The organism is Kitasatospora sp. NBC_00039, assembly GCF_045160625.1.
Classification (GTDB): Bacteria; Actinomycetota; Actinomycetes; order Streptomycetales; family Streptomycetaceae; genus Kitasatospora.
Genome location: NZ_CP108289.1, coordinates 6,425,632 through 6,446,979, shown reverse-complemented (window position 1 = coordinate 6,446,979; position 21,348 = coordinate 6,425,632). Strand labels below are relative to the sequence as shown.

Annotated in this window: 16 protein-coding genes; 3 read left to right on the top strand and 13 right to left on the bottom strand. The window is 73.3% G+C overall.

Annotation, left to right across the window (positions count from 1 at the left end):
• Window positions 1–42: 42 nt before the first annotated feature.
• The 5 genes from OG286_RS28630 to OG286_RS28610 all read right to left on the bottom strand — a co-directional run bounded on the left by OG286_RS28630 (window position 43) and on the right by OG286_RS28610 (window position 5,518).
• On the bottom strand, window positions 43–855 hold the full coding sequence (locus tag OG286_RS28630; protein WP_396319349.1) for an ABC transporter permease: 813 nt from the start codon (window positions 853–855) through the stop codon (window positions 43–45).
• Window positions 852–1,850, bottom strand: coding sequence for an ABC transporter ATP-binding protein (locus OG286_RS28625; RefSeq protein ID WP_405365864.1), 999 nt, complete (start codon window positions 1,848–1,850; stop codon window positions 852–854). The genes OG286_RS28630 and OG286_RS28625 overlap by 4 nt, the downstream gene beginning before the upstream one ends.
• Before the next feature lie 123 nt (window positions 1,851–1,973).
• Complete coding sequence (locus tag OG286_RS28620; RefSeq protein WP_396319351.1) at window positions 1,974–3,194, bottom strand: NYN domain-containing protein; 1,221 nt, start codon at window positions 3,192–3,194, stop codon at window positions 1,974–1,976.
• A 268-nt stretch (window positions 3,195–3,462) separates the two neighbouring features.
• A complete protein-coding gene (locus tag OG286_RS28615; RefSeq protein ID WP_396319352.1) occupies window positions 3,463–4,509 on the bottom strand; it encodes an aspartate-semialdehyde dehydrogenase in 1,047 nt (348 codons plus the stop codon).
• 109 nt (window positions 4,510–4,618) lie between these two features.
• Window positions 4,619–5,518 (bottom strand): dihydrodipicolinate synthase family protein, encoded by a 900-nt coding sequence (locus tag OG286_RS28610; protein ID WP_396319353.1) that lies wholly within the window; start codon window positions 5,516–5,518, stop codon window positions 4,619–4,621.
• A 72-nt stretch (window positions 5,519–5,590) separates the two neighbouring features.
• Here OG286_RS28610 and OG286_RS28605 point away from each other — a divergent pair, with 72 nt between their 5' ends.
• Entirely contained in the window at window positions 5,591–6,478 is an 888-nt protein-coding gene (locus tag OG286_RS28605) for a LysR substrate-binding domain-containing protein (RefSeq protein WP_405365863.1), read from the top strand.
• A 57-nt stretch (window positions 6,479–6,535) separates the two neighbouring features.
• On the opposite strand, the gene dnaE is transcribed toward OG286_RS28605, so the two are convergent.
• On the bottom strand, window positions 6,536–10,069 hold the full coding sequence (gene dnaE / locus OG286_RS28600) for a DNA polymerase III subunit alpha (protein WP_396319355.1): 3,534 nt from the start codon (window positions 10,067–10,069) through the stop codon (window positions 6,536–6,538).
• Between the two features lie 179 nt (window positions 10,070–10,248).
• On the opposite strand from dnaE, the gene OG286_RS28595 reads away from it, so the two are divergent.
• Entirely contained in the window at window positions 10,249–11,577 is a 1,329-nt protein-coding gene (locus OG286_RS28595) for a DUF2252 domain-containing protein (protein WP_396319356.1), read from the top strand.
• Here the strand turns inward: OG286_RS28595 and OG286_RS28590 are convergent.
• Window positions 11,574–12,791 carry a hypothetical protein gene (locus tag OG286_RS28590; RefSeq protein WP_405365862.1) on the bottom strand — a complete coding sequence of 406 codons (1,218 nt, stop codon included), beginning with the start codon at window positions 12,789–12,791 and terminating at the stop codon, window positions 11,574–11,576. The two genes, OG286_RS28595 and OG286_RS28590, sit on opposite strands and share 4 nt — an antisense overlap.
• On the bottom strand, window positions 12,791–13,381 hold the full coding sequence (locus OG286_RS28585; RefSeq protein ID WP_396319358.1) for a dienelactone hydrolase family protein: 591 nt from the start codon (window positions 13,379–13,381) through the stop codon (window positions 12,791–12,793). Before OG286_RS28585 ends, OG286_RS28590 begins: the two co-directional genes overlap by 1 nt.
• Window positions 13,382–13,572: 191 nt before the next feature.
• On the opposite strand from OG286_RS28585, the gene OG286_RS28580 reads away from it, so the two are divergent.
• Window positions 13,573–15,207 carry an alkaline phosphatase D family protein gene (locus tag OG286_RS28580; RefSeq protein ID WP_405366084.1) on the top strand — a complete coding sequence of 545 codons (1,635 nt, stop codon included), beginning with the start codon at window positions 13,573–13,575 and terminating at the stop codon, window positions 15,205–15,207.
• 40 nt (window positions 15,208–15,247) lie between these two features.
• Here the strand turns inward: OG286_RS28580 and OG286_RS28575 are convergent, their stop codons facing one another.
• The 5 genes from OG286_RS28575 to lspA form a co-directional block, all read right to left on the bottom strand.
• Complete coding sequence (locus OG286_RS28575; RefSeq protein ID WP_396319359.1) at window positions 15,248–16,105, bottom strand: ABC transporter permease; 858 nt, start codon at window positions 16,103–16,105, stop codon at window positions 15,248–15,250.
• A gap of 103 nt (window positions 16,106–16,208) precedes the next feature.
• Window positions 16,209–19,049, bottom strand: a complete 2,841-nt coding sequence (locus OG286_RS28570) for an alpha/beta fold hydrolase (RefSeq protein WP_405365861.1) — start codon at window positions 19,047–19,049, stop codon at window positions 16,209–16,211.
• A 175-nt stretch (window positions 19,050–19,224) separates the two neighbouring features.
• Window positions 19,225–19,695 (bottom strand): GNAT family N-acetyltransferase, encoded by a 471-nt coding sequence (locus tag OG286_RS28565; protein ID WP_396319361.1) that lies wholly within the window; start codon window positions 19,693–19,695, stop codon window positions 19,225–19,227.
• A gap of 1 nt (window position 19,696) precedes the next feature.
• Window positions 19,697–20,635, bottom strand: coding sequence for an RluA family pseudouridine synthase (locus OG286_RS28560; RefSeq protein ID WP_396319362.1), 939 nt, complete (start codon window positions 20,633–20,635; stop codon window positions 19,697–19,699).
• A gap of 72 nt (window positions 20,636–20,707) precedes the next feature.
• Window positions 20,708–21,286: a signal peptidase II gene (gene lspA / locus OG286_RS28555; RefSeq protein ID WP_396319363.1), complete on the bottom strand. Its 579-nt coding sequence runs from the start codon at window positions 21,284–21,286 to the stop codon at window positions 20,708–20,710.
• Window positions 21,287–21,348: the final 62 nt, after the last annotated feature.

The following is a 21,348-nucleotide window of genomic DNA, read 5'->3' as shown; positions in this document are numbered from 1 at the left end:
CGGCCCCGCCACCCGCACCGCGGACACCGGCCCCGCGGCGCCCTACCGGGTGGTGGCCCGCCGGTACGCCCAGGTGGCGACGGCCAGCGACACCGCGCCCACCCCCGCGCAGACGGCGAGGTTCCCCGCCACCGCCGCCCAGTCCGGGTCGGCCGCGAAGGTCCGGGCGAAGGCCTCGACCCCGTAGGTGGAGGGCAGCAGGTCACGCAGCCAGAGCACCGGCTGCGGCAGGTGGTCCACCGGGAGCACGCCCAGCAGCAGCGCCGCCGACATGCCGAGCTGCCCCAGCATGGTCGCGATCTCCTGCCGGGGGGCGAGCAGCCCGAAGGCCGCGCCGAGCCCGGAGAGCGCCGCACCGGCCAGCGGCACCACGGCGAGCAGCACCCAGAGCTGCCCCAGCGGCAGCCCGAACATCACGGCTCCCGCGGCGGCCGTCACCAGCGCGCCGGGCAACGTGAACGAGGCGTACGCGGCGGCCGCGCCGAGCACCACCGAGGCGGCGGGGACGGGCAGCGTGGCGTAGTGGTCGAGGCCGCCGGTGGCCCGCAGCCGGCCGAAGTACTGGGCGAGCAGGTTGAGCGCGACGAAGGCGACCACCAGCACGCTGGAGCCGGCCACCACCGAACGCGCGGCCGCGGTCTGCCCGGGGTCGACGACGCCCCGCATCATCACCAGGATGCCGAGCGACTGGAAGGTGGCCACGAACAGCAGCGGGATGCGGGCCACCTTGGCCCGGGCCAGCTGCGCCCGGTAGACGGCGGCCAGCGCGGGCAGCAGCCGAGCGGCCGGGGCCAGCGGGGCGGGCCCGGTGCCCTCGACCGGAGCGGTCTGCGGCGGCGCGGAGAGCAGCGTCACTTGGCCAGTCCTCCATGGCGGCCGCCCAGCTTGAGGTAGGCGTCCTCAAGGCTCGGGGTGGCCAGGGTGAAGTCGTCCAGGGCGGCGAAGGCCGGGCCGGTGGTGACGGCGGCGACCAGTTCGCGGGCCTGTTCGGGGGTGGTGCGCACGGTCCAGCGGCGGCCGGTGCGCTCGGCCCGTTCGGCCAGGGCGGCGACGGCGGGCACCGCGAGCGGAGCCTCGTCCCGCCAGACCAGGTCGAGCCGGACGTCACCGTCGACGAGCGCCTTGAGCCCGCCCGGGGTGTCGCAGGCGATCACCCGGCCCTCGTCCACCACCGCGACCCGGTCCAGCACGGTCTCCGCCTCGATCACGTTGTGGGTGACCAGCAGGACGGCGGTCCGCCGCTCGGCCCGGCGCCGCTCGACAGCGGTCCAGACGGCGCGGCGGGCGACCGGGTCCATGCCGGTGGTCGGCTCGTCCAGGACGAGCAGCGGCCGGTCCCCCACCAGGGTGGCGGCGAAGCAGGCGAGCCGGCGCTGGCCACCGGAGAGCTTGGCGAGCGGCCGGTGGGCGAGCGGCTCCAGGGCCAGCTCGGTGAGCACCTCGTCGGCGGCGGCCCGGGCCTGTGCCCGGCCGAGGCCGCGCAGCCGGCCGGTGGTCTCGGCGGCGAGCGCGACGGTCAGCTCGTCCAGCGCGGTGGACTCCTGGCCGAGGTAGCCGAGCAGCCGGGCGGCCCGCTCGGGGTGGCGCACGATGTCGTGGCCGAGGAGCTCGACGGAGCCGGAGTCGGGCCGCAGCAGCCCGGTGAGCTGGCGGACCAGGGTGGACTTGCCGGCCCCGTTGGGCCCGAGCAGCCCGAAGATCTCGCCCTGCCGGACGGTCAGGGTGATGCCGTCGTTGGCCCTGATCGGGTCGATGGGGCCGCCGCGCCCTGAGCGGTACGTCTTGACCAGGTCGCGTACGGCACAGCACGGCGAGGAATCCTGGGGTGCCCGCCCGGCCGTCTCGTCCACGATCGAAGACTTTACGCCGTGGAACCCGTGAACCGGACAAGGGGGCCCGTTCCCCCGCAACCGGCACTCCCCCGGCCCTCCGGCCGGGGCGGGTCCGACGATGCGCGCCCGGCCGGACCGGCTCTAGTCCTCGACCACCAGGTCCCCGCCGGGCACGCGGCCGGCCAGCTCCTTCCAGAAGCCGGCCCGGATCGCGTACCGGTCGTGCTCGTCGATCTGGTCGTCCTTGTGCGCGAGCAGGCCGAACCGGGCGGCGTAGCGGAGCAGCTCGCCGTCGACCCGGTGCGGGATGCGCGGGTAGTCGGGCCAGAGCACGGTGAGCCGCTCGACGTCGCCGAGCCGCTCGGTCCAGCGGCGGGCGAAGACCTGGCCGACCTCGTGGGCGTCACCGCCGATGGACGTGATGTCCTCCTCCCGGTCGGCCCAGCGCTGTTCGGCGGTGGTGAGCTGGGCCAGGGTGGGGAGGCTGTCGCCGGCGGTGACGGCCTGCTCGGCGGCCGGCCGCTCGACCCAGCCCCGGTCGGAGGACCAGCGCAGGACGGGGCCGGTCGGGTGCTGGGCGGAGGCGGGCTGCGGGGCGGAGGCGCGCCCGGCGATGTCCTTGGGCGTCGGGACGACCTTGAGCGCGGTGGCGGCCGCGGCCGGGCGCCCGTTGGCCACCGGCACGGCGGGCGCCGGGCCCGCCGCGGGCCGGACGCCGGGCGCCGGGACGACACCGGGCGGGGCGGCCGGCGGCGCGGCGAGGATCTTGGCGATCTCGTGGCGCGGCCCGGGGGCGGGGAAGACGGTGGAGGTCTCGCGCAGGCTGAACGAGCCCTCGATCCACTCCCGGTCCAGCACCCGCCGCTCGTCGGCCTCGCCGACCAGGTCCTCGGACTGGTTGAAGTCGCCGTCGGCGGCCTGGAGCGCCCAGAGGTGGACGACGACGCCGTGCTCCTTGGCGGACATCATGCCGGGCAGCAGGTCGCCGTCGCCGGTGATCAGCACGACGTCGGCGCAGGCCCGGTTGCGGGCGAGTTCGGAGAGCTCGGCGTGCATCGCGGCGTCCACGCCCTTCTGCACCCAGCGGCCCTCCGCCCGGGTGAGGGCGCCGAGCCGGACGGTCACCCGCGGCAGGACCCGCAGGCGGCGGTGCTCGGGCATCGGACGGCGGTCGGGCGCGGCGTCGAACCAGTAGATCCGCAGCAGCGGCAGGCCGGTCTCGGCCTCGGCCCGCTCGCGCAGGGCGGTGATCAGCGCGGTGTGGTCGACGGTGACCTTGGAGCGGGACGGATCCCCGGCGAGCAGGCTGGCGGCGGCGCCCAGCAGGTATCCGGCGTCCACCAGGACGACGCAGCGGTCCATCGCGCACCTCTTTTCGCTCGCCCTCGGGGTCAGGCGCCGCCTCGGCCGGCGGTACCGGGTGGGCGGCGGTGCGCCCGGCGTTCGGGCCCGCGTGGGGTGAGGGGGAGCCCGTGGCCGCCCGATCGTTGGGTCACCTTTACCCCTGGTTCGCGCGCCGAACCTCGGCGGATGTCGCGGTCCGGCAACAGGCGGTGCGGCTCTGCGGACCTTGCGGAAGCACGGCGGACCCCCGTCCGGAGACGGGGGTCCGCCGGGTGCGGCCGGGGCGTCAGCCCTTCAGCTCGGCAGCCACCAGCTCGGCCAGCTGGACGGCGTTGAGCGCGGCGCCCTTGCGCAGGTTGTCGTTGGAGACGAACAGCGAGAGGCCGTGCTCGACCGTCTCGTCCGCCCGGATCCGGCCGACGTAGCTCGGGTCCCGGCCGGCGGCCTGGAGCGGGGTGGGGATCTCGCTCAGCTCGACGCCGGGGGCACCGGCGAGCAGCTCGGCCGCGCGCTCGGGGCTGATCGGGCGCTCGAAGCGGGCGTTGATCTGCAGCGAGTGGCCGGAGAAGACCGGGACGCGCACGCAGGTGCCGGCCACCTTCAGGCCGGGGATGCCGAGGATCTTGCGGCTCTCGTGGCGGAGCTTCTGCTCCTCGTCGGTCTCGTTGGAGCCGTCCTCGACGATGGAGCCGGCCAGCGGCAGCACGTTGAAGGCGATCGGGCGCTTGTAGACCTTGGGCTCGGGGAACTCCACCGCGGAGCCGTCGTGGGCGAGCGCCGAGGCGCCGTCCACGACCTTGGCGGCCTGGTCCTGCAGCTCGGCCACGCCGGCCACGCCGCTGCCGGAGACGGCCTGGTAGGTGGAGACGACCAGCGCGGCGAGGCCGGCCTCGTCGTGCAGCGGGCGCAGCACCGGCATGGCGGCCATGGTGGTGCAGTTCGGGTTGGCGATGATGCCCTTGGGCCGGTCGGCGATCGCCTGCGGGTTGACCTCGGAGACGACCAGCGGGACCTCGGGGTCGCGACGCCAGGCGGAGGAGTTGTCGATCACCACGGCGCCGGCCGCGGCGGCCTTCGGGGCGAGGGCCTTGGAGGTGGCGCCGCCGGCCGAGAAGATCACGATGTCCAGACCCGTGTAGTCGGCCGTCTCCGCGTCCTCGACGGTGATCTCGGCGCCCTGCCAGGGCAGCGTGCGCCCGGCCGAACGCGCCGAGGCGAACAGCCGGAGCTGCTCCACCGGGCCCAAGCCACCGGGAAGTCCTGCGCGCTCCGCCAGGATCTCGCGGACCACGCCGCCGACCTGGCCGGTGGCCCCGACAATGCCGATCTTCATTCCGACTACTCCTCTTGATGTCGCTGGTCACAGCCGCACTCCGCCCATCATGCCTTGTCACTCGGGCGGGGCGACCTGGTATTCCACGGTGTGAGAGGCCATGCCTCGCTTACTGGTCCAGACCACTCGCCAGTCGCAGTGCCGCGGCCACCTCCACCGGGCCGGCCGGCAGCAGCGGCAGCCGGACGTCCGGGGTGGGGATCCGGCCCTGGGCGTGCAGCACGCCCTTGACCACGGACGGGTTCGGCGCGGCGAAGGCGGCGACCGCCAGGGCGTTGAGCCGGCGGCCCAGCGCACGGGCCTTCGGGACGTCCCCGCACTCCCAGGCGGCGGCCAGTTCGACGAACCGCGCGGTAGCCAGGTGGGCGGAGGCCAGGATGCCGCCGGCCGCGCCGAGCGCCAGCAACGGCGACAGGAAGACGTCGTCCCCGGCCATGACCGCGAATCCCTCCGGGGCGGCGGCGAGCAGCTCCACCGCGGCCTGGTCCACCCCGCCGGTCGCGTACTTGACGCCCACCATGCCCGGGACAGCCGCCAGCTCCAGCAGCGCACCGGCCGTCAGCTGCTGCCCCGTCCGGTACGGGATGTGGTACGCGACCAGCGGCACCGGGCTCGCCTCGGCCAGCGCCCGGAAGTGCGCGATCGTCCCGGCCTCGCCCGGCCGTACGAACGACGGCACGGTGACCAGTGCGGCCACCGCCCCCGGGACCCGCCCGGCCGGCCCGGCCAGCTCCTCGGCGACCGCCCGGGTGCCGGCCCCGCCCACGCCGACCAGCAGCTGCGCACCGCGCCCGGCACAGACCGACGCGCAGACCTCCGTCACCGTGCGCCGCTCGTCCGCGCTCAGCGTGGCCGGCTCGCCGGTGGTGCCGAGCGCCACCAGCCCGGCCGCACCGTCGTCCAGCACCGAGCCGGCCAGCTTTTCCAGTGCGTCCAGCGCCACCGAGCCGTCGGCGGCGAACGGGGTGACCAGCGGGACGTAGATGCCCTTGAGAACCGTGTGCTCCATGCCCATGATCCTGCGGGCCCCGGATCCCCCAGGTCCAGTTCACATTGGTGACGCTTCTCGTAAGCTGAGCCGATGCTCGATGTCCGACGCCTGCGCCTGCTGCGCGAACTCGCCCACCTCGGCACCATCGCCGCCGTCGCCGAGGCGCTCTCGTTCAGCCCTTCGGCGGTCTCCCAGCAGCTGTCCGTCCTGGAGAAGGAGGCCGGCGTCCCGCTGCTGGAGCGCACCGGCCGCCGGGTGGCGCTGACGCCGGCCGGGCGCAATCTGGTCCGGCACGCCGAGGCGGTGCTGGAGCGGCTGGAGCAGGCGGACGCCGAACTCGCCCACGCCCGGGAGGGGTTGGCCGGCCCGTTGCGGATCGGTACCTATCCGTCGGCGGCCCGGGCGGTCATCCCCGCGCTCCTCGCCGAGCTGGCCGGCTGGCACCCCGGCCTGGAGCCGATGGTGACGGAGGTGGACCCGGCGGCCGTGGCGGCGGCGCTGCGCGCGGGCGAACTGGACGTCGCGCTGGTGCACGAGTACGACCTGGTGCCCGCCGACCCGGAGCCCGGCCTGGCGGTGACCCGCCCGGTCTTCACCGAGCCGATGTACCTGGCGGCGCGGCGGGCGGGCACGGTCGCCGAGCAGCGCTCGGCGCCGTGGATCATGGCGCCGCGCGGGACGCTCTGCCACAGCATGGCCGTCCGGGCCTGCGAGAGCGCCGGCTTCGCGCCTCGCATCCGGCACCAGATCGACGACTTCGCCACCGTGCTCGCCCTGGTGGCGGCCGGCCAGGGCGTCGCGCTCGTCCCCCACCTGGGCACCGCGCAGACCCCGCCCGGCGTCGTCCTCACGCGCCTGCCGATGTACCGCCGCACCCGCGCCGCCTTCCGCGCGGGCGCGGGCTCCCACCCGGCGATCTCGGCCTTCGTCTCGGCCCTGTACACGGCGGTGCCGCCGGGCCTCGGCGGCGGGTCCTGACCGACGGGTCACCACCCGTCCGGTGGCGGCCCCGGCGGCCCGCCACCGGGTGGGGGGTCAGCCCGCCAGGCAGCTCGGCCCGAGCAGCTGCTTGAGGTCCCCGAACAGCGCCGGGTCCGACTTCACCCGGTGCCGGTCCAGCCGCAGCACCGTGGTGCTGCGCGTCCCCTCCAGCCGCAGCCGCACCTCGGTCGTCCCCTTGTGGCTGCTCAGCACCTCGCCGAGCCTGGCGACCAGCGGCGGCGTCACCTTCCCGCTCGGGATGTTGATGACGATCGGCGCCTCGGCGTGCGCGTTGGAGAGGTCCGGGACGGACAGCTCCATGCCCATCAGCCGGGGCACGTCCTCCCGCTTGTCCAGCTTGCCGCGGACGAACACCACGGCGTCCTCGACGAGTTGGGAGGAGACCAGCTGGTAGCTGGCCGGGAAGAACATGCAGTCGATCGAGCCGGCCAGGTCCTCCACGGTGGCGATGGCCCAGGCGTTGCCCTGCTTGGTCATCTTCCGCTGGAGGCCCGAGATGATGCCGCCGATGGTGACGATGGTGCCGTCCGGCCGTTCCGCCAGGTCGGCGACCGCGCAGTCCGCCTTGTCGGCGAGCACGTGCTCGATCCCGTGCAGCGGGTGCGAGGAGACGTACAGGCCGAGCATCTCCCGTTCCTGGGTGAGCAGGAAGGACTTGTCCCACTCCTCCTCGGAGAAGACCACGTCCAGCCCGAAGCTCGGTTCGTCGCTGACCGCGTCGCCGCCGAAGAGGTCGAACTGGCCCTCGGCCTCCTTGCGCTTGACCCCGACGACGTTGTCGATCATCGGCTCGAACTGCGCGGTGAGGCCCTTGCGGGTGTGCCCGAGCGAGTCGAAGGCGCCCGCCTTGATGAGCGATTCGACGGTCCGCTTGTTGCAGACCACCGACTCCACCTTCTCCAGGAAGTCCGGGAAGGAACCGAACTTCCCCTTGGACTTCCGGGTGCGGATCATCGAGTCCACCACCGGCCCGCCGACGTTGCGGATGGCCGTGAGGCCGAACCGCACCAGCTCGTTGCCGTGCGGGGTGAAGTCGGAGTCCGACTCGTTGACGTCCGGCGGCAGCACCTGGATGCCCATCTTGCGGCACTCGTTGAGGTAGACCGCCGACTTGTCCTTGTCGTCCTTGACGGACGTGAGCAGGCCGGACATGTACTCGGCCGGGTAGTTGGCCTTGAGGTAGGCCGTCCAGTACGAGACCAGTCCGTACCCGGCGGTGTGCGCCTTGTTGAACGCGTAGCCGGAGAAGGGGACGAGGACGTCCCAGACCGCCTGGATCGCCGCGTCGGAGTAGCCGTGCTCGCGGCAGCCCTTCCGGAACGGGACGAACTCGGCCTCCAGGATCTCCTTCTTCTTCTTGCCCATCGCGCGGCGCAGCAGGTCCGCCTGGCCGAGCGAGTAGCCGGCCAGGATCTGCGCGGCCTTCTGCACCTGCTCCTGGTAGACGATCAGGCCGTACGTCGGCTTGAGGATCTCCTCCAGGGGCTTCTCCAGCTCCGGGTGGATCGGGGTGATCTCCTGCTGGCCGTTCTTGCGCAGTGCGTAGTTGGTGTGCGAGTTGACGCCCATCGGGCCCGGTCGGTAGAGCGCGAGGACGGCGGAGATGTCCTCGAAGTTGTCGGGCTTCATCAGGCGCAGCAGCGAGCGCATCGGGCCGCCGTCGAGCTGGAAGACGCCGAGCGTGTCGCCGCGGGCGAGCAGTTCGTAGGTGGGCTTGTCGTCCAGGGGCAGATCAAGCAGGTTGATCTTGACGCCCTTGTTCCTCTCGATCGCCTTGACGGCGTCGTCCATGATCGTCAGGTTGCGCAGGCCGAGGAAGTCCATCTTGAGAAGGCCGAGGCCCTCGCAGGTGGGGTAGTCGAACTGCGTGATGGTGACGCCGTCGGTGTGCCGGGTCCAGACCGGGATGTGGTCGGTGAGCGGCTCGGCGGACATGATGACGCCGGCCGCGTGCACGCCGGGCTGGCGGATCAGGCCCTCGATGCCGCGGGCGGTGTCGATCACCTTGCGGACGTCGGGGTCGTTCTCGTACAGCCCGCGGATCTCGCCGGCCTCGCCGTAGCGCGGGTGCGAGGAGTCGGTGATGCCGGAGAGCGGGATGCCCTTGCCCATGACGTCCGGCGGCATCGCCTTGGTGATCCGGTCGCCCATCGCGTACGGGTAGCCGAGGACCCGCGAGGAGTCCTTGATGGCGGCCTTCGCCTTGATGGTGCCGTACGTGACGATCATGGCGACCTTGTCGGAGCCCCACTTCTCCGTCACGTACCGGATCACGTCACCGCGCCGGCGCTCGTCGAAGTCGATGTCGACATCGGGCATGGAGATGCGCTCGGGGTTGAGGAAGCGCTCGAAGATCAGGCCGTGCGGGATCGGGTCGAGGTCGGTGATGCCCATCGCGTACGCGACCAGCGAGCCGGCCGCCGAACCACGGCCGGGGCCCACCGCGATGCCCTGGCTCTTCGCCCACATGATGAAGTCGGCGACCACGAGGAAGTACGCCGGGAACCCCATCTGGATGATGGTGTCCATCTCGTACTCGGCGAGCTTCTTGTGCTCCTCGTCGTACCCGTCCGGGAAGCGCCAGTCCATGCCCTTCCACACCTGGGCCTTGAAGAAGTCCGCCTCGGACTCGTAGCCCTCCGGGATGGGGAAGCGCGGCATCAGGTTCTTGAACTCGAACATGCCGGCGGTGTCGACCCGCTGCGCCACCAGCAGCTGGCTGTTGCGGCAGCCCTCCTGCCAGGCGTCGGAGGAGTCCAGCCCGTACATCTCGGCGGCCGACTTGATGTAGTAGCCGGTGCCGTCGAAGCGGAAGCGGTCCGGGTCGGAGAGGTTCTTGCCGGTCTGCACGCAGAGCAGCAGGTCGTGGGCGCCGGCGTCGGCCTCGGTGGTGTAGTGGGAGTCGTTGGTGACCACCGGCGGGATGTTCAGCTTCCTGCTGATCTCCAGCAGCCCGTCGCGGACCCGCTTCTCGATGTCGAGGCCGTGGTCCATCAGTTCCAGGAAGTAGTTCTCCTTGCCGAAGATCTCCTGGTACTCGGCGGCGGACTTCAGCGCCGCGTCGAACTGGCCGAGCCGCAGCCGGGTCTGCACCTCGCCGGAGGGGCAGCCGGTGGTGGCCATCAGACCGGCCGCGTGCTCGGAGATGATCTCCTTGTCCATCCGGGGCCACTTCACCAGCCAGCCCTCGGCGTACGAGCGCGAGGTCAGCTTGAAGAGGTTGTGCAGGCCCTCCTTGTTCCGGGCCCAGATGGTCTTGTGGGTGTAGGCGCCGGACGCCGAGACGTCGTCCTTCTTCTGGTGCGGCTGGCCCCAGAGGACGCGCTTGGTGTTGGAGCGGGACTCCGGCGCGACGTACGCCTCGATGCCGATCACCGGGGTGATGCCGGCCGCGGTGGCCTGCTTGTGGAACTCGGCGGCGCCGTACATGTTGCCGTGGTCGGTCATCGCGACATGGGTCTGGCCCAGCCGCTCGACCTCCTTGAACAACTGCTTCAGCCGGGCGGCACCGTCCAGCATCGAGTACTCGGTGTGGACGTGCAGGTGCGCGTACGGCTGATCGCTCAAGGCGGGGCCTCCGGAGGCTTGTGCTGTCTGGCTGGCCGGCGAACGCGCAGGTCACGAAAGGTCCTGGAAACATATGAGGCCCGAGCCGCCTCACCAGGGGCCCGGACCGGCACTCACACGTTCACGCCCCTACTCTAGCCTCCGGCCCAGCTCGTCACTCTCCCAGAGGATGCCTTCCCATGGCTCACCCCCAGCCCGCCGCCGACCACCGTGCCGAGACCATATTGAGCGTCTTCGACACGGCCTTCGGTGACCTGCTCGCCAAGGACCCGGCGGCCTTCCGGGTGAAGTTCCGGAAGATGGCCGCCTCCGCCTTCGCCTTCTACCGGGGCACCGCGGGGCTCTACTACGCCGACCTCGCGGACGGCCCCTTCGCCGGGTACGGCGCCGCCTTCCTGGACGAGCGCACCAGCCGGGTCTGGATCCACGGCGACCTGCACGCCGAGAACTTCGGCACCTACCTCAACGCCGAGGGCCGCCTGGTCTTCAACGTCAACGACTTCGACGAGGCCTACGTCGGCGCCTTCACCTGGGACGTCCAGCGGCTGGCCGCCTCGCTGGCGCTGATCGGCTACGCCAAGGCGCTCTCCGACGAGACGATCACCCGGCTGGTCACCGCCTTCGCCACCGCGTACCGGGCCCAGATCGCCGCCCACGTCCGCGCCGGGGACGCCGCGCCGTTCACCCTGGACACCGCGACCGGCCCGGTCCTGGACACCCTGCGCCAGGCCCGGCTGCAGACCCGGGTCGCGCTGCTGGAGTCCGAGACCGTGGTCGAGGGCTACGACCGCCGCTTCCGCACCGTGGGCGGCGCGATCGAGCTGGACGAGCCCACCCGGGCCGAGGTGCTGGCCGCCTTCGAGAACTACCTCGCCACCCTGCCGCCCGCCTCCCGGACCCGCCCCGAGTCGCTGCGGGTCAAGGACGTGGTCGGCCGCCGCGGCATCGGGATCGGCAGCGCCGGCCTGCCCTCCTACAACCTGCTGCTGGAGGGGCACACCGACGCGCTCGAGAACGACGTGATCATCTACATGAAGCAGGGCCAGACCCCGGCCGTGTCCCGCCACGTCACCGACCCGGCGATCGCCGGCTACTTCGAGCACGAGGGCCACCGCACGGTCATCTCCCAGCGCGCCCTCCAGGCCCACAGCGACCCGTGGCTCGGGTACACCACCCTGCACGGCCACGGCCAGCTGGTCGCCGAGGTCTCCCCGTACGCCACCGACCTCGACTGGACGGACCTCAACGAGCTGAACGACCTGCTCGCCGTCACCGAGTACCTCGGCCGCGCGACCGCCACCATGCACGCCGCCGCCGACGAGTCCTCCAGCGGCCACAGCCTGGTGCCGTTCTCCACCGAACACGCCATCGACGCCGCCATCGCCCGCGACGAGGCCGGCTTCACCGCCGCACTGGTGGACTTCGCCCACGCGTACGGAGCCCGGGCCCGTCAGGACCACCAGCTCTTCGTGGACCTCTACCGCAACGGCCGCATCCCCGGCCTCTAGGGCGATCCGGTCAGGGTCGCCAGCCGAGCCCCGGCGGCGGCCCTGACCTCGGGCTCCTCCATCGGGTCGCCCCGAAGGTACGCCAGCCGATCGCGCACCTCGGCCCCGTCCGGGGCGTGCGCGATCCCGAGTAGCCGGGCGTCGTCCTCGCAGTCCCAGAGGCACTCGACGTACACCTCGGCGAGCCCCGCCGGGCCGATCGCGGCCAGCGCCTCCAGGTAGGAGGCGCGCTCGTACGAGTGCGGCGTCCACAGCCAGAACCGCCGCAGCAGCGACACGGCGTCCCCGACCCCGGCCCCGAACCGCCGCAGCCCCCTGGCCGTCCTCCGCGGCCCGCACCAGCGGCGCTCCACCCAGTCCCGTTCCAGCTCGGCGACCAGCACCGGAACGTCCTCGGGCTCCCCGTGCTCGGCCAGCACGTTGTGCCCCAGCAGCCGTAGCCACGCCGGCTCCGCCACGGCGGCCCACTCCCGGGCCGCCGGCACGGCCGACGTCCCCAGCTTCTCCACCACCCCGATCGCGGGCCACAGCAGGTGCTTTCCGTCCGCCGTCCCCAGCGAGGGCACCAACGGGATCACCCCGGGCTCCGGCCCCCGGTCATCGAGCACGTCGAGCGCAGCCGTCCTGCGTTCTTCCGGCTCCTCCGGATCCGCCAGCAGTTCCAGCAGCCCGGCGTTGCCCACCTCCGCCAACGGCTGCGGCCGACTCGGCCCGCGCACCGGGCGCGGCGCGGCCGGCCCCCAACGGTCCCACGGCTGCCCCCACCGGTCGTCCCGGTCCCGCCCCGCCCTGTCCCGCGCGGTCCCGGCCAGGTCGTCCCACCACTCCACGGGCCACCGGCGCGCCATCTCCTCGAGCGCCGCGACCCAGTGCTCCCCGTCCCGGACGTACGCCCGCAGCTCCTCACGCGCCTCGGCCGAGCCCCCCAGCGCCAGCAGCCCCAGCACCCTGGTGGCCCGCTCGCAGGTGTCCTCGTCCCCCGCCAGCAAGTCGGCCACCGGGCCGAGCGGCAGCGCCAGGTCCCGGACCAGCCGCGCCAGGTACAGCGCCCGCTGATCGACGGAGTCCCACCGCCAGTCCCAGCGGATGCACCCGTGCACCAGATCGCCGGCCGCCGCCGGATTCTCCGCGGCCATCCGCGCGCCCAGCCCCCGCCCGCGCTGCAGCAGCCCCGGCAGTGTGCCGGCCGGCGCGTACCTCACCCCCCGGCCCATCAGCCCTCCTGCTCGTCCAGCTCCGCCAGGAAGTCCAGCGCGACGGCCCAGGTCTGCTCGGCCGCCTCGGCGTCGTGGTCCGGCAGGTCCGGGTCGGTGAAGACGTGGCCCGCGCCCCGGTAGCGGTGCACCTCGACGTCCGCCCCGGCCTTGCGCATGCCCAGGTACCAGGCGTTCAGCCAGTCCTCGGACTCGAAGGGGTCCGGCTCGGCCACGTGCAGCTGGACCGGGATCGAGGTGGCCGCGTCCTCCCGGATGTCGGAGGTGCCGTGCAGGAGCAGCAGCCCGAGGGCCTTCTCGTCGGCGAGCGCGAGGTTCTGGGCGAGCGAGCCGCCGAGCGAGAGGCCGGCGTAGACGAGCGCGTCACCGGAGCCGAGCAGCGGGGCGGCGGCGCCGACGGCCCGGCGCAGCAGTTCGTCGCTGCCGAGCTCCTCCTTGTACGCCATGGCCTCCTCGATGTCGTCGAAGGTCCTGCCGTCGAACAGGTCGGGGGTGTGCACGGTGTGCCCGGCGGCACGCAGCCGGTCGGCGGCGGCGTGGACGGCCGGGCGCAGGCCGTAGACGGAGTGCAGGAGCAGGATCTGGGCCACGGGTCGAACTTCCTTGCAGGGTGGGCAGCGTCGCCTCCATCATCGCGCATGGCCGCCGGGTGGCGGCCCGTCTGCGGGGTGGTGGCGGGACGTCACGCGCCGGTGAAGCGACGACGAACAGTCAGTTCAGCGTATGGAACAGAGCATTACCGACCGGTAGCCTGTCGGCCGTGACTGACCTTGTCGATGACATGACCGCCGCCCGCCCGCACCGCCGCCAGGTGCTGAAGGCCACCGCCATCGCGGCCGGCGCCGCCGCCCTGCCACTGACCCTCGGCACCGCGGCCCAGGCCGCGACTGCCCCGCAGTTCCTCCACGGTGTCGCCTCCGGCGACCCGCTCCCCGACGGCATCCTGCTCTGGACCCGGGTCACCCCGACCCCCGAGGCCGTCCCCGGCTCAGCCACCGGACCGGACACCGAGGTCCGCTGGGAGCTGGCCACCGACAAGGCCTTCACCCGGATCGCGGCGAGCGGCACGGTGACCGCCACCGCCGCCTCCGACCACACCGTCAAGGCCGACGTCCGCGGCCTGGCCGCGGACACCGCGTACTGGTACCGCTTCACCGCCGGCGCCACCGTCTCCCCGGTCGGCCGCACCCACACCACCCCGGCCGCCGACGCCGCGCTCGACCGCCTCCGCCTCGGCGTGGCGTCCTGCGCCAACTGGGAGGCCGGCTACTTCTCCGCCTACCGCCACCTCGCGGCCCGCGGCGACCTCGACGCCTTCCTCTTCCTCGGCGACTACATCTACGAGTACAAGAGCGGCGAGTTCTGCGCCCGCGGCACCGTGGTCCGTCCGCACGCCCCGGCGCACGAGATCCTGGACCTGGCCGACTACCGCACCCGGCACGGCCGTTACAAGACCGACGACGACCTCCAGGCGCTGCACGCGCAGATCCCGACGATCGCGATCTGGGACGACCACGAGTTCGCCAACGACGCCTGGTCCGGCGGCGCCGAGAACCACACCCCGGGCACCGAGGGCAACTGGGCCGACCGCATGGCCGCCGCCAAGCAGGCCTACTTCGAGTGGATGCCGGTCCGCCCGTCCATCGCCGGCACCACCTACCGCCGCCTGCGCTACGGCAAGCTGGCCGACCTGCACCTGATGGACCAGCGCTCGTTCCGCTCCCAGCAGGTCAAGGTCGGCAACGGCGACGTCGACTCGGCCGACCGCACCCTCACCGGCCGCGCCCAGATGGACTGGCTGAAGGCCGGGCTCACCGCGTCCGACACCACCTGGCGGCTGATCGGCAACGAGGTGATGATCTCGCCCGTCGCGTTCTTCTCGCTGCCCGACTACATACTCCGGCCGCTGGCCAAGCTGCTCGGCCTGCCCGGCGAGGGCCTGGCCGTCAACACCGACCAGTGGGACGGCTACACCCACGACCGCCGCGAGCTGCTCGGCCACCTCAAGGCGAACGGCATCACCAACACCGTCTTCCTGACCGGCGACATCCACTCCGCCTGGGCCGCCGACGTCCCGAACGAGGCCGCCACCTACCCGCTGTCCGGCAGCGCCGCCACCGAGTTCGTGGTCACCTCGGTGACGTCGGACAACATCGACGACATCCTGAAGGTCGCTCCGCAGACGGTCTCGCTGGCGGCCGCCGCGGCCATCAAGGCCGGAAACCGCCACATCAAGTGGGTCGACCTGGACTCGCACGGCTACGGCGTCCTGGACATCACCCAGGGCCAGACGCAGATGGACTACTACGTGCTCTCGGACCGGACCCGCAAGGACGCCACCAGCTCGTGGACGCGCTCCTACCGCACCAAGTCCGGCACCCAGCAGATCGAGCGGGTCTACTCGCCCGTCAAGTGAGCCGCCGGCCCTGAGGGGTGCGCCCGCGAAGGCGCACCCCTCAGGACACCACGTCCTTGCGGGCGAACCCGCGGAACGCCAGCGCCAGCAGCACCACCGCGTAGGAGAGCGACAGCGAGACGCCCTGCACCATGCCGCCCCACTCCAGCTGGGGCTGCAGGGCGTCCGCCCAGGCGTACTGCCAGTGCGCGGGCAGCCACTCGCGCAGGCCGCCGAGCGCGGTGACGGCGTCCAGCACCCCGGTGATGATCGAGGCGAACACCGCCCCGCCGACCGCCCCCAGCGGCGCGTCCGTCGCGGTGGAGAGCCAGAACGCCAGCGCCGCGATCACCACCTCGCTCAGGAGGACGAACGCCACCGCGAGCGCCAGCCGCGGCAGCGCCTCCCCCGCAGACAGGCTCATCCCGGCCGGCAGCTTGAGGTCCCCCCAGCCGTACGCGGCGGTGCCCACCAGCAGACCGATCGCCGGCAGCATCACCACGGCGGCCGCCGAGAACGCCAGCCCCACCGCGAACTTGCGCGCCAGCAGCCGGGCCCGGGGCACCGGCGCGGCCAGCAGGTAGCGCAGCGAGGACCAGCTCGCCTCCGAGGCCACCGTGTCCCCGCAGAACAGCGCGACCGGGATCACCAGCAGGAAGCCGGTGCCCATGAAGAGCATGGTGGTCGCGAAGTTGGGCCCCGAGGCGGTGGCCAGCTCGATGAAGGTGGTCCGGTCGGTCCGGCCCGGTGTGCCGCCGATCTGGAACGCGGCCAGGATGACGAACGGCATCGCCGCCAGCACCCCGCCGATCACCATGGTCCGGCGGCGCCGGAGCTGGCGCATCGCCTCGACCCGCAGCGGCAGCGTCCGGCCCGCCCGGTAGCCGGCGGCGTGGTCCGGTGAAACGACCGTGCTCATGACCCCACCCCTCCCCCAGCCTTGGCGGCCGGGAGGTGCCCCCACCGCTCGGCAGGCGCTTCGCACAACGCGCGCCCCTTGATCATTCGCTCGCTTCGCTCGCTCACGCCGGGCCTCCGATCAGCGACAGGAACGCGTCCTCCAGCCGGCGGTGCGGCCCGGCCCGCTCCACCGGCACGCCGAGGCGCACCAGTTCGGCCAGCAGCCGGCTCGCCTCCATGCCGTCCAGCCGCACCAGCAGCCCGTCCTCGACCGCCTCGACCGAGCCGACACCGGCCAGCGCGCCCGCCTTGTCGGCGGCCGCCGCCAGCTCCTCCGGCCCGTACGAGGCCGGGGTGCCAACCAGCAGCAGCTCGCCCGCGCCGACAATCTCGGCCACGGCGCCGGTGGTGACCAGCCGGCCGCGGTCCATCACCACCAGGTCGGTGCAGCTCTGCTCCACCTCGGAGAGCAGGTGGCTGGAGACGATGACGGTCCGCCCCGCGGCCGCGTACCGGATCATCACCTCGCGCATCTCACGGATCTGCGGCGGGTCCAGCCCGTTGGTCGGCTCGTCCAGGATCAGCAGGTCCGGCAGGCCGAGCATGGCCTGGGCGATGGCGAGCCGCTGGCGCATGCCCTGCGAGTAGGTGCGCACGGCCCGGTCCAGTGCCTCACCGAGCCCGGCGATGGCCAGCGCCTCCTCCAGGTGGGCGTCCGTCTCCGGGCGGCCGGTGGCCTGCCAGTAGAGCCGCAGGTTGGCCCGGCCGGTGAGGTGCGGCAGGAACCCGGCCCCCTCCACGAAGGCGCCGACCCGGGAGAGCACCGGCGTGCCCGGCCGCACCAGGTGGCCGAAGATCCTTATCTCACCCTCGTCGGGCCTGATCAGGCCCATCAGCATCCGCAGGGTGGTGGTCTTGCCCGCGCCGTTGGGCCCGAGCAGGCCGAGCACCTGCCCCTGCTCCACCCGGAAGCTCAACTCCCGGACGGCGTACCGGTCGGCGGCGCCCTTGTAGCGCTTGCTCAGACCGGTGATCTGCAGTGGCACCACGGCCAGCGCCGGGTCGTACGCCGGCCCGCGGGCGCGCCGGCCGCGCCGGCGCAGCCGCGGCAGCATGAGCAGCGCGGCCGCCACCGCGACGGCGGCCAGCGGGAGCAGCCAGGTCCGCGCGGGCAGCGGCGCCGCCTCGGTGAGCAGCTCGTCGACGGTCGGCACGGTGAGCGCCCCGGCCACGGCCGCCCGGTAGGTGGCCGGCTCGGCGGGCGAGGCGTACGCCAGGTCGGTGGAGGCCAGCACCAGCCGCAGCCGGTGCCCGGCGGCGAAGGTGTGGTCGACGGCGGGCAGCGCCACCGTGACGGTCCTCCCGCCGGCCGCGTCGGCGCCGGTCACCCGGAGCGGGGCGGCCAGCTGTTGCGGCAGGCTCTGCTTGCCGTCCGGCCCGACGTCGTACAGCTTGGCGAAGAGCACCGCGTCGGGCTTGTCGGCCTGGACCCGGACCGGCACGGTGGGCTGTCCGGTCAGGTGCAGCGCGCCGTCCAGCGGCGCGCTGTCGAATGTGGCGTGCTGCCCGGGGAAGTCCAGTGAGAGCCCGGCGCCCAGGGCGGCCGCCTGGCTGAGCGCGCCGACGCCGGGCAGCGCGGAGATGTTCGGCGGGGCGCCGCCGGCCGGGTTGGCGAAGGTCTGCTCGGCGCCGGCCGTACCGCTGCGCAGCTCGACGGTGCGCGATCCGGTGCCGCCGAGGCCCGGGTAGGCGTCGGCGGAGGCGCCGCGCAGCACGGCCTGAAAGCCGGTGGAGTCGACCCCGCCGGTGCGGGTGACCCGGAACGCCGGCCCGGTGTCGTTCCCCGAGCCCTTCGGGTCGCGATTCTTCAGGAAGCGGTCGAACCAGGCACCCACCCGGTCGTCGACGCGGGCGCTGGTGTCGGTGCCGCCGTCGTGGCCGCCGGCGAACCAGTCCACCGCCACCGGAGCGCCGTTGGCCGCGACCGCCCGGGCGATCGCGTCGCTCTGGTCGAGCGGGAACAGCGAGTCCTGCTGGCCCTGGACGACGAGCGTCGGCGCCTTGAGCCGCACCGCTACGGAGGACGGGCTGGAGCGCTCCAGCAGCGCGACCGCCTCCGGATCGGCGTGCCCGGCGGTCGCGACCCGGTCGTACATCCGGCAGAGCTCGTCCAGGAAGCGCCCGCAGCCGACCGTCCCGTCCCCCGCGCCGTCCTGGGGACCACCCGGGGGAGCCCCCGCCGTGGGCCGGGGCACACCGCCGGACGGGCCGAGGTCGCCCGCGGAGCCGGTGGTGAAGAAGATTCCGGCCCAGAGCTTCTTGAACACCCCGTCCACCGCGCCCGAGCCCCGAACCCCCTGCGGGAACAGCGCGTCGGCCAGGTTCCACCAGGTGATCTGGCTGGCCACGGCGTCGATCCGGCTGTCGTAGGCGGAGCCGAGCAGCGCCACCGCCCCGCCGTACGAGGCGCCGGTGATGCCCACCCGCGGGTCACCGGGCCCGTCCAGCTGCACCTCCGGCCGCTGGGCCAGCCAGTCGACCAGGTGCTTGACGTCCTGTACCTCGCGGTCGGGCGCGTTGAGGCCGATCTTCCCGCCGGAGTGCCCGAAGCCGCGCGCCGACCAGGTCAGCACCGCGTAGCCCTGCCGGGCCAGCTGCTGGGCGCGCTCGCGCTCGCCCTCCTTGGAGCCGCCGAAGCCGTGGCCGAGCAGGACCGCCGGGCGCGGGCTCGTCCCGGTGGTGAAGAAGGAGGTGTCCAGCTGGATCTGCCGGTCGCTGCCGGGCGTCTCCGGCATGCCGAGGAAACGGTTCTCCTGGTGAACCGTCCGCTGCCCGCCGTCCGCCACGGCCACCGCCGTACCGGCCCCGGCCACCGCCACCAGGGCCATCGCGCCGGCCAGCAGTCTCCGTCCGGCCGCCGTTCCGCGACCGCGCCACCGGCGCCACGCCCCACCGAGCTCCATGGTCGGTGATCGTATCCGCCTGGCCGGTAGGCGTCCGATAAAGCCGCCCGGGACATCCCCGGGCCGAGCAGCGCCGGTTCGCCCGATTCACCCGCCTACGCCCGGGTGTCGTACGCACGTAACGTCCCGGCGCCCCGTAGGACCGGACACCCCCTGGCGGACCGGCGTCCGCCGCCTACAGCACCCGCGTCATCGTCCGGTGCGGGATCCCCGCGTCCTCGTAGACCGGCCCCTCCGCCGCGTACCCGAGCCGCTCGTAGAACCCCAGCGCCTGCACCTGCGCGTGCAGCTCCACCTCCCGTGCCGCGCGCCCGCGCCCGGCCGCCTCGACCGCCCGCACCAGCTCGGCGCCCAGACCCGTCCCGCGCGCCGCCTTCACGACCGCGAGCCGCCCGAGCAGCACCCGCCCCTCGGTCCCGCCGGTCAGCTCCAGCGCCTGCGCGCCGTGGATCAGCCGGGCCGTGCCCAGCGGCTCGCCGGCCGGTCCGACCGCCAGCAGGTGCTCGGAGGCGGGATCGAGGTGATCCCACTCCTCCTCCTCGGCGATCCCCTGCTCGACGATGAACACCTCGCGCCGGACGCCGTGCACCAGCGCCAGGTCGCCCTCGCCCTCGGCCACCCGGATCCGCACCGCGGGGGAACTCATGTCAGCTCTCCGAGGCGATGATGTCCAGCGCCTTGCGCAGGTCCGCCGGGTACTCGCTGCTGAACTGCACCCACTCGCCGTCCGACGGGTGCTCGAAGCCCAGCGAGACCGCGTGCAGCCACTGCCGGGTCAGCCCGAGCCGCTTGGCCAGCGTCGGGTCGGCACCGTAGGTGAGGTCGCCCACGCAGGGGTGGCGCAGCGCCGACATGTGGACCCGGATCTGGTGGGTGCGGCCCGTCTCCAGCTTGATGTCCAGCAGCGAGGCGGCCCGGTAGGCCTCGATCAGGTCGTAGTGGGTGACGGACGCCTTGCCGTCACGGGTGACCGCCCACTTCCAGTCGGAGCTGGGGTGGCGCCCGATCGGCGCGTCCACGGTGCCGCTCATCGGGTCCGGGTGGCCCTGCACCAGCGTGTGGTACTTCTTCTCGGTCACCCGGTCGTGGAACTGCCGCTTGAGGTCGGTGTAGGCGCGCTCGGACTTGGCGACCACCATCAGGCCGGAGGTGCCGACGTCGAGCCGGTGCACGATGCCCTGGCGCTCGGCGGCACCGGAGGTGGAGATGCGGTAGCCGGCCGCGGCGAGGCCTCCGATGACGGTCGGGCCGGTCCAGCCGGGGCTGGGGTGCGCCGCGACGCCGACCGGCTTGTCGACGAGCACGATGTCCTCGTCGTCGTGGACGATGCGCATGCCCTCGACGTGCTCGGCGACGATCTGCACGGGCGCGGCGGGGGCGGGGATCTCGACCTCCAGCCAGGAGCCGGCGGTCACCCGGTCCGACTTGCCGGCCACGGCGCCGTCGAGCGTCACCTTGCCGTCGGCGGCCAACTCGGCGGCCTTCGTCCGGGAGAAGCCGAACATCCGGGCGAGGGCGGCGTCGAGGCGCTCGCCCTCCAGGCCGTCGGGTACGGGGAGGCTGCGGATCTGCGCTGCGGTACTCACCCGTACGAGTATGCCGGACGCGGGGGCCCGCCCCTTACCCGTCCGGTCCCGCCCCCTGAGCCCGAACCCGTCCTACTCGCCCTTGCCGCCGTCGGCCTTCCCGCTCTTCTCGGCCTGGTGGTGGACGGTGCCGTCCGGGTTGCTGCCGCGGAAGGAGAGCAGGACGACCAGGATGCCGCCGCAGACGATCGCCGAGTCGGCGAGGTTGAAGACCGCGAAGTGCTGGACGGAGATGAAGTCCACCACGTGGCCGCGGAAGGCGCTCGGCGCGCGGAACAGCCGGTCGGTGAGGTTGCCCAGGGCGCCGCCGAGCAGCAGCCCGAGCGCGATCGCCCACGGCAGGCTGTAGAGGCGGCGGGCGATCCGCCAGATCACCACGATGACGGACGCGGCGATCACGGTGAAGACGATGGTGAGCGCCTGGCCCATGCCGAAGGCGGCCCCGGAGTTGCGGATCACCTGGAAGGTCATCACGTCGCCGATCACCTTGATCGCCGCATGGTTCTCGAGCCTGGCCACGACCAGCAGCTTGGTCCCCAGGTCGATCAGGAAGGCGACCAGCGCGACGGTCAGCAGGACTCCGATCCGCCGCCGGCCCCTCTGCGCCTCCTGCGCCGCCGGGGCGGCGGTCACCTCACCGGGCTCGGCCACGGCCTCCTCCACGGCTTCGGCGGGGGTGGGGACGGCTTCGTCCCGCGTCTGGGGGGAACCTT